General features: G+C 34.6%; 9 protein-coding genes. 1 reads left to right on the top strand and 8 read right to left on the bottom strand.

Annotated elements, in window-relative coordinates:
- Window positions 1-269: 269 nt before the first annotated feature.
- The 6 genes from KPL37_RS08955 to KPL37_RS08930 form a co-directional block, all read right to left on the bottom strand.
- Entirely contained in the window at window positions 270-671 is a 402-nt protein-coding gene (locus KPL37_RS08955) for a hypothetical protein (RefSeq protein WP_216148203.1), read from the bottom strand.
- Window positions 664-822, bottom strand: a complete 159-nt coding sequence (locus KPL37_RS08950) for a hypothetical protein (RefSeq protein WP_216148200.1) — start codon at window positions 820-822, stop codon at window positions 664-666. Before KPL37_RS08950 ends, KPL37_RS08955 begins: the two co-directional genes overlap by 8 nt.
- On the bottom strand, window positions 806-2170 hold the full coding sequence (locus tag KPL37_RS08945) for an SNF2-related protein (RefSeq protein WP_216148196.1): 1365 nt from the start codon (window positions 2168-2170) through the stop codon (window positions 806-808). The genes KPL37_RS08950 and KPL37_RS08945 overlap by 17 nt, the downstream gene beginning before the upstream one ends.
- Window positions 2167-2457 (bottom strand): PDDEXK family nuclease, encoded by a 291-nt coding sequence (locus KPL37_RS08940; protein ID WP_216148194.1) that lies wholly within the window; start codon window positions 2455-2457, stop codon window positions 2167-2169. Before KPL37_RS08940 ends, KPL37_RS08945 begins: the two co-directional genes overlap by 4 nt.
- Entirely contained in the window at window positions 2403-2618 is a 216-nt protein-coding gene (locus tag KPL37_RS08935; protein ID WP_216148191.1) for a hypothetical protein, read from the bottom strand. The genes KPL37_RS08940 and KPL37_RS08935 overlap by 55 nt, the downstream gene beginning before the upstream one ends.
- A gap of 259 nt (window positions 2619-2877) precedes the next feature.
- On the bottom strand, window positions 2878-4818 hold the full coding sequence (locus KPL37_RS08930) for a virulence-associated E family protein (protein ID WP_343216238.1): 1941 nt from the start codon (window positions 4816-4818) through the stop codon (window positions 2878-2880).
- A gap of 123 nt (window positions 4819-4941) precedes the next feature.
- Here KPL37_RS08930 and KPL37_RS08925 point away from each other — a divergent pair, with 123 nt between their 5' ends.
- Complete coding sequence (locus KPL37_RS08925; protein WP_216148188.1) at window positions 4942-5160, top strand: hypothetical protein; 219 nt, start codon at window positions 4942-4944, stop codon at window positions 5158-5160.
- Window positions 5161-5313: 153 nt separating this feature from the next.
- Here the strand turns inward: KPL37_RS08925 and KPL37_RS08920 are convergent, their stop codons facing one another.
- Window positions 5314-5679 (bottom strand): DUF5658 family protein, encoded by a 366-nt coding sequence (locus KPL37_RS08920; protein ID WP_216148185.1) that lies wholly within the window; start codon window positions 5677-5679, stop codon window positions 5314-5316.
- A gap of 201 nt (window positions 5680-5880) precedes the next feature.
- Complete coding sequence (locus KPL37_RS08915) at window positions 5881-6144, bottom strand: hypothetical protein (protein WP_216148182.1); 264 nt, start codon at window positions 6142-6144, stop codon at window positions 5881-5883.
- Window positions 6145-6205 lie beyond the last annotated feature (61 nt).

Here is a 6205-nt window from a genome sequence, read left to right as displayed (position 1 = left end):
GACCCTACCGTTGCCAGTAAATCCCTTGCTCTCAGGTTGTCTTCCCGTTGGTTAGGCGACATAGGCTTCTTTCAGCCTATCGGCTCAGCTAACATGCTGGACGTACAAAAATCGAGATGGCGCTAGCACCTACCCGATAAAAATACTAAATATTTTTGTTCCATACTCTATTATGTGCATTCTGCATGAAGATAGTCAATAATTATTTTAATAAATTTATAATAAGAAATGATAATTTGATTTTTTTCAGTACTACTTTTCTATTTTATTTACATTGTTTTTTTCCTCAAAAATTTATCGTGTGCTTTTCTTACACTATCACCAGAAGCATAAGGACTAATACTTTGTGATACTTGTTCCCAACATAGTCCATTAATATATCTAAGACTTAAAATCATCCTCATTTCACTATCACCTATTCCATTTATATATCTGTTAAGACGGCTTAACTCATAAAAGCATTTCTTTAAGTTTAAATCTAAGAGGCTTTTTAAATCCGCTATCTCAGCTGCATATTTACCTACTTTATCAGATATTCCACTGGCGTGTGGCATTCCAGTTATAATGCTTGTACAAGAAGCTGCACTGCACTCTAATTCTTCTAATCTATTTTTCATTTCTTCAATTTCTCTATTTAAATAATAAAGTTGTGATAATTCTTTCTTAGTCATCTGCCACACCCCCTTCATCAATAGCTTTTCTTAAATAACAAACAGCACAATAAATAAATGCGAGGTCTCTTGATGGAACTATTACACTTTCTAGATATGCTATTGTTTGTAATAACATTTCAGTATCTTTTGCATTAGCTGCTTTTGTCATAAGCTCCACCTCTAATCCTAGCCTTCACCGCCTGAAGCAGTGCTTCCTGACCAATACTTTTATTCTCTAGTGCTTTCATCACATCTTCATCTATGGTTCCCTTTGCTATGAGATGATGAATAATAACATTCTGTTTTTGTCCTTGCCTATATAATCTTGCATTAGCTTGCTGATAAAGTTCTAAGCTCCAAGTAAGTCCAAACCAAACTATGATATTTCCTCCAGCTTGAAGGTTAAGTCCATGTCCTGCTGAAGCTGGATGCACAAGCATTATTTCTACCCCACCATTATTCCACTTCTTTATATCTTCTGAAGTTTTTAGCTCCTTAGCATTTTTAAAATGCTTTTTAAGCCTATCCCTATCGTGCTTATAGGCATAAAATATTAAAACTGGCTTACCAATAGAAACTTCTATAATATCTTCAAGGGCCTTAAGTTTCTCATCATGCATTTCCTGAACTACACCTTCCTCATCATACACAGCTCCATTTGCAAATTGTAGAAGTTTATTTGTAAGTACTGCGGCATTATTTGCAACTATGTCTGAGTCTTGAAGTCGTAATAGCAGATCCTTCTCAAGCTTTTTATACTTTTCTTCTACACTCTTTGGAAGTTTAACTGATATTATGTTATCTATCCTCTCAGGAAGTTCTAAGTAATCCTTAGCTTTCATGCTTATGCATATATCTGATAGCTTTTTATAAATAGATTCCTCTGCCTCAACTTTTGGTTTGTAACTAAATATAATATTTTGATTTCTCTTATCCGGCATAAAGTATCTATCTCTGTAAGCTGTAAGTGTTTTACCAAGTCTTTCACCTTGATCCAAAAGATAAATCTCTGACCATAAATCCATAAGTCCATTTGGTGCTGGTGTTCCGGTGAGCCCAACTATTCTTTTAGTTCTTATTTTCCTTAAAGCTTTAAACCTTTGAGATTTTGAAGATTTAAAACTTGAAAGTTCATCTACAACTACCATATCAAAGGACCAATCCTTACCACAATATTTTATAAGCCACACCACATTTTCTCTATTAATAACATAAATATCAGCTTTAGTATTTAGTGCAGCTCTACGTTCTTTTTCAGTTCCTAATACCTTTGATATCTTCAAATGCTTTAAATGGTCCCATTTTTCAGTTTCGCTGCTCCAAGTATCCTCTGCTACCTTTAGGGGTGCAATTACTAAAACTTTTGCAATCTCAAAATAATTATGCATAAGTTCCTCTATAGCTGTAAGGGTACATACCGTTTTCCCAAGTCCCATGTCCAGCAGAAGTCCTGTTTTTTCTTTATCTAAAATCCACTTTGTGGCATATTCTTGATAACTATGAGGTTCGTATTTCATCCCATCACATCCCTTATAAGATCATCTACTGCATTAAAACTATCTATGCAGTAAACCTTAAAGCCTAAAGCTTCAAGCTGCTGTTTTCTTTTTAATTGAAGTGGTCTCATCTTTTTACCTGGTGCCTTTAGTTCTATGAAAACAATCCTTGCATTTGGTATTAGTACCAATCTATCTGGCACACCTGCCATCCCTGGAGATACAAACTTTAATGCGAGCCCTCCAAGCTTTTTTACTTCCTTAGTAAGTACCTGCTCCAGATGTTTTTCGGAATATACCATAGCCATAATCTCTCCTCTTGCTTCACTGAGGTAACTGTTTGAATTCCCAACTTTTTCTTAACTATTTTAACTTCCTTCTTAGACATTCCATTGAGTGCTTCTAATTCATAAACTTTGGCATACTCAACAAAATCATCTTTTAATATATTTTCAATAATTCTCTCCATTAATAAAATCCCCTTTCAAAATGCAAAGGTACAAGAGGTGGAACAAAGGCTCAAAATGCCTCGTGGGTCATATATCACATATTACATTATATATACTACTTATTTATTATTATTTATCTAAATAGTAACCCTTGTTCCATTATTCCTCTGACCATGCCAAATGGCTTAACTACTAACTTCTTTACTGGAACATAGCCTTGGAACAACCTAACGGCTTGTACCTCTCATTCCAGTTGTTTATGGTATAATCTTTTATTTCTTATTCCACTCTCATAAATGCTCTTTGCTTATTATAAATTGGAAATCTTGTTGTTCCACTTTTCGTTACATCATAAGGTTTCCAGTTTTCAATTCTTGCCATTATAGCTGTAATTTCATAAGAGTCTGTCTTCTTAAGATTAGCTGAGTCCTTTCCAAAACCCTCACACCAAATCTCCATAGGACAAACAATATTACGCTTAACAGTTCCAATTTCAGCGACACCAAAATCACCACCACTTAAAAAATTCCTTCGGTCGCATAAATCCATTGAACTCCAATTCCCTGGCAATGCCTTTTCCAAGTACTCTCGCACCAAGCCTTCACGATCATCTGTTTCCATAGCATCTGCCTGCTCAGATATGGCAATTTGAGCTTCATCACCCTTTAAGAATAGAACTTCTCCTTTTCTATAAACACATAGTACTTCTGCCCATATCTGATCTACCTCTTCAAGCTCCCATGCTTTCTTCACACTATTGCCAGTAACTCTAACTGGCCAAAATCTACGATTTCCTGTTGTATCCCTTAAAAATCCACTTTCACTATTTGTGCTACCTACTACCACACATTGCCTTGGATGACTTTCAACATTAACTCCATAACTGGCACGATACTTATCGTCGGTTCTTGATACGAAGGATTTAACAGTTTCCACATCTGTTTTTCTTATACCTGCAAGTTCCCCAAGTTCTAAGAGCCAATAGCCTTGAAGCTTTTCTGCTGCAGCTTTATCACGCATATCAGTTATAGTTAAACTATCTGAAAACCATTTGTTACCGAGTCTTGAAAAGAAGGTACTCTTACCTATTCCCTGTGGGCCATTAAGAATTAAAACACTATCGAATTTCGTACCTGGCTCATATATTCTTGCAACAGCTGCTACAAGTGTTTTTCTAATTACTGCTCTTGAATATTCATTATCCTCTGCTCCTAGGTAGTCTATTAAAAGGGTATCAAGTCTTTCTATATCATCCCACTCTGGAAGTGCATCTAGGTATTCCTTTATTGGGTGGTAGGCCCTTTCTGCTGAAACTGCAATGAGCGCCTCTTTTGTTTTAGTTGGAGACCAAACTCCATAGGTTTTATCGAAATATACTTTTAGTGCTGACATATCACAATCACTCCATCCTTCTTTAATTTGTTTCCACGGTAAGCCTTCCTTAGCATCTATTCCATCACGGTGCTGGTTATAGGCAATTGTCTTTAGGCTCTCATCATTTTGCATAATAAGCACAAGATTTTGTAAGCCATCTTTTATCTGTCCATTTTTATTTATAGTAAGCCTAGTCTGCCAGTCTTCATCATCTTTAAAATCCTCCTCAGCCTCAGCTATTCTTTCCGTTATGATCAGCTTTTTAACCTCTCCATCTTTCATAACAGAATCCATCATGGCTATAAAAGAAGGGAGCTTTACAGCAGGAGTTCCTTCTGTGATATCTTCATCAAGATCACCAAACTTATGAAGCCTTACTAAATCAAAAGCATTGCAGAGCTTCCCTGAAGCAGGATCAGTTCCATGATGGGAATATGCAAAGTCACCATTTTCATAAATGATAAGTCCCCCAGCTGTACTTCCTTTTGTATAGGTATAACGGTTTGGCTCCTCGCAAGGCGAATACACATCATTTAAGAACTTATCTATAACATCAACTACTGTGTAATTCCTGCAAAAGGCTCCTATAACCCCAGACTTTTCTCTTGGATCTCCTTGCTTGTCTGCTATCTTTTTTCTCTCAGTTTTACTCCTTGAACTTTCAGGCCAGAAGGAAGAATCCTTCCAGTCAGCATATCTTTTAAGAACCTCATCAGCATTAAGCCAAGGTTCATCTAAAACATTAAATACAAATTGTCCATCTGATGATGTAGATGGCCAATACATTAATCTTTGTGGCTGATATGTTGTATCATCAAAGAAATCAATGCCTAAATCCCCAGCCACTCTTCTTGCTATTGCCTGATATTCGTCTGGAGTAACAGCTCTATTTAAAGGAATTACAAGCCTTAGTCTGAATACAAAAAATGGTATTTAGAATTTAAAGCAACAATTAACAGTAGAGGCTCTATGCCATTAATGCATTTCCAAAATGTCTACGCTATGATTGCTATGACCGAACTTAGTACTATTGATAAATTTACTATAGTGGTAAACGATATAAAATCATTTGATTATTTTTTTAGAAGACCACCATTATCTTTAAGAGCAAATATTTACGTTATGCTTATAGATTTAGATAAAGGTCAAGTTATAAAAGAAGAAAAACTATGTAATTACGAACAATAAAGAGATGTCATTTCCGACATGTCATAAAATTTTACCGATGATGGAATCTTTACTCTATAGAAACAAAAAAACAAAAAAAATACCCGACAAGCTAATTTATCAGCTCAACTGGTATCTACTTTTATACTTTTATCGAATACACCAAAACCTACCCTAAACTTTCACAACAGCATATAATATACACCAAACAACGTGGGATATATTTATAAGTCCATAAAATATTAAGCACCCATTAATAATAATGTTTGATTGATATAGTTGTTTTACCGTAGCATCTTTCATTCTTTGGTATACGCCAAGCAATAGCGCAAATGGCAATAACACCTTAACTATTATACTTAATAATTGACTGTTGTTCACAAGTGATGCCATTATAGCATTGAACTCTAAAAACAAACCTGTGTTGACTAGTATAATCGTAAATATAATATCTGTTACATTTAATAAGTATATTGAAATTAATTTTCTTTTTATTGAACACAAATCGCCCGTTTTTAATGTAGAAATAATAAAAAACATGGTCAACACCTCTATTTAGAAGTATTGACCATGTCTATGCCCTTTAAACCTCTTCTTTATTTTGACCTAAATTATAGTTCCAGTGAATAGAAATTTTAAAATAGTCTATAATTTAAATATCCTTTTAATTTAATAACTAACGAACTAATAAAGGTAATACTGCACTGGGTTCCCCCTAGGTGCGGTATTTTTACTTTATATCTAAATCTTGTATAATACCCACCTGCATGTACCCAATTCATATTTAAGTTCATACAGCCTATCAGCTCCATTAATTACACTCTGACATTTATACACGCGCATATTGTTACCTGCTAGCTTTTCTTTATCTACACAAATAACTTTATCTATTTTTACAACAGAATTACTTCCATCTTCTTTAATAATTTTAAATCTTACAGGATTTATGTTCCCAGCTATATCAGTCCAAGAAACTACTTCTATCCCCTTTGCTACAATTTTCATACTATCCCCTCCAAACATATGTTCGTATATATTATACAACATTATAGGATTAATAAAAAGG

Source organism: Clostridium frigoris, from assembly GCF_018861865.1.
GTDB classification, from domain to species: Bacteria; Bacillota; Clostridia; order Clostridiales; family Clostridiaceae; genus Clostridium_AD; species Clostridium_AD frigoris.
The sequence above is the reverse complement of the archived record's forward strand: the minus strand, read 5'-3'. Positions and strand labels throughout refer to the sequence as shown.

Excerpts from the sequence above, each read along its gene's own strand:
- KPL37_RS08955 (WP_216148203.1), bottom strand. The coding sequence starts at position 671 with ATGACTAAGAAAGAATTATCACAACTTTATTATTTAAATAGAGAAATT.
- KPL37_RS08950 (WP_216148200.1), bottom strand. The coding sequence starts at position 822 with ATGACAAAAGCAGCTAATGCAAAAGATACTGAAATGTTATTACAAACA.
- KPL37_RS08940 (WP_216148194.1), bottom strand. The coding sequence starts at position 2,457 with ATGGCTATGGTATATTCCGAAAAACATCTGGAGCAGGTACTTACTAAG.
- KPL37_RS08920 (WP_216148185.1), bottom strand. The coding sequence starts at position 5,679 with ATGTTTTTTATTATTTCTACATTAAAAACGGGCGATTTGTGTTCAATA.
- KPL37_RS08935 (WP_216148191.1), bottom strand. The coding sequence starts at position 2,618 with ATGGAGAGAATTATTGAAAATATATTAAAAGATGATTTTGTTGAGTAT.
- KPL37_RS08925 (WP_216148188.1), top strand. The coding sequence starts at position 4,942 with ATGCCATTAATGCATTTCCAAAATGTCTACGCTATGATTGCTATGACC.
- KPL37_RS08945 (WP_216148196.1), bottom strand. The coding sequence starts at position 2,170 with ATGAAATACGAACCTCATAGTTATCAAGAATATGCCACAAAGTGGATT.
- KPL37_RS08915 (WP_216148182.1), bottom strand. The coding sequence starts at position 6,144 with ATGAAAATTGTAGCAAAGGGGATAGAAGTAGTTTCTTGGACTGATATA.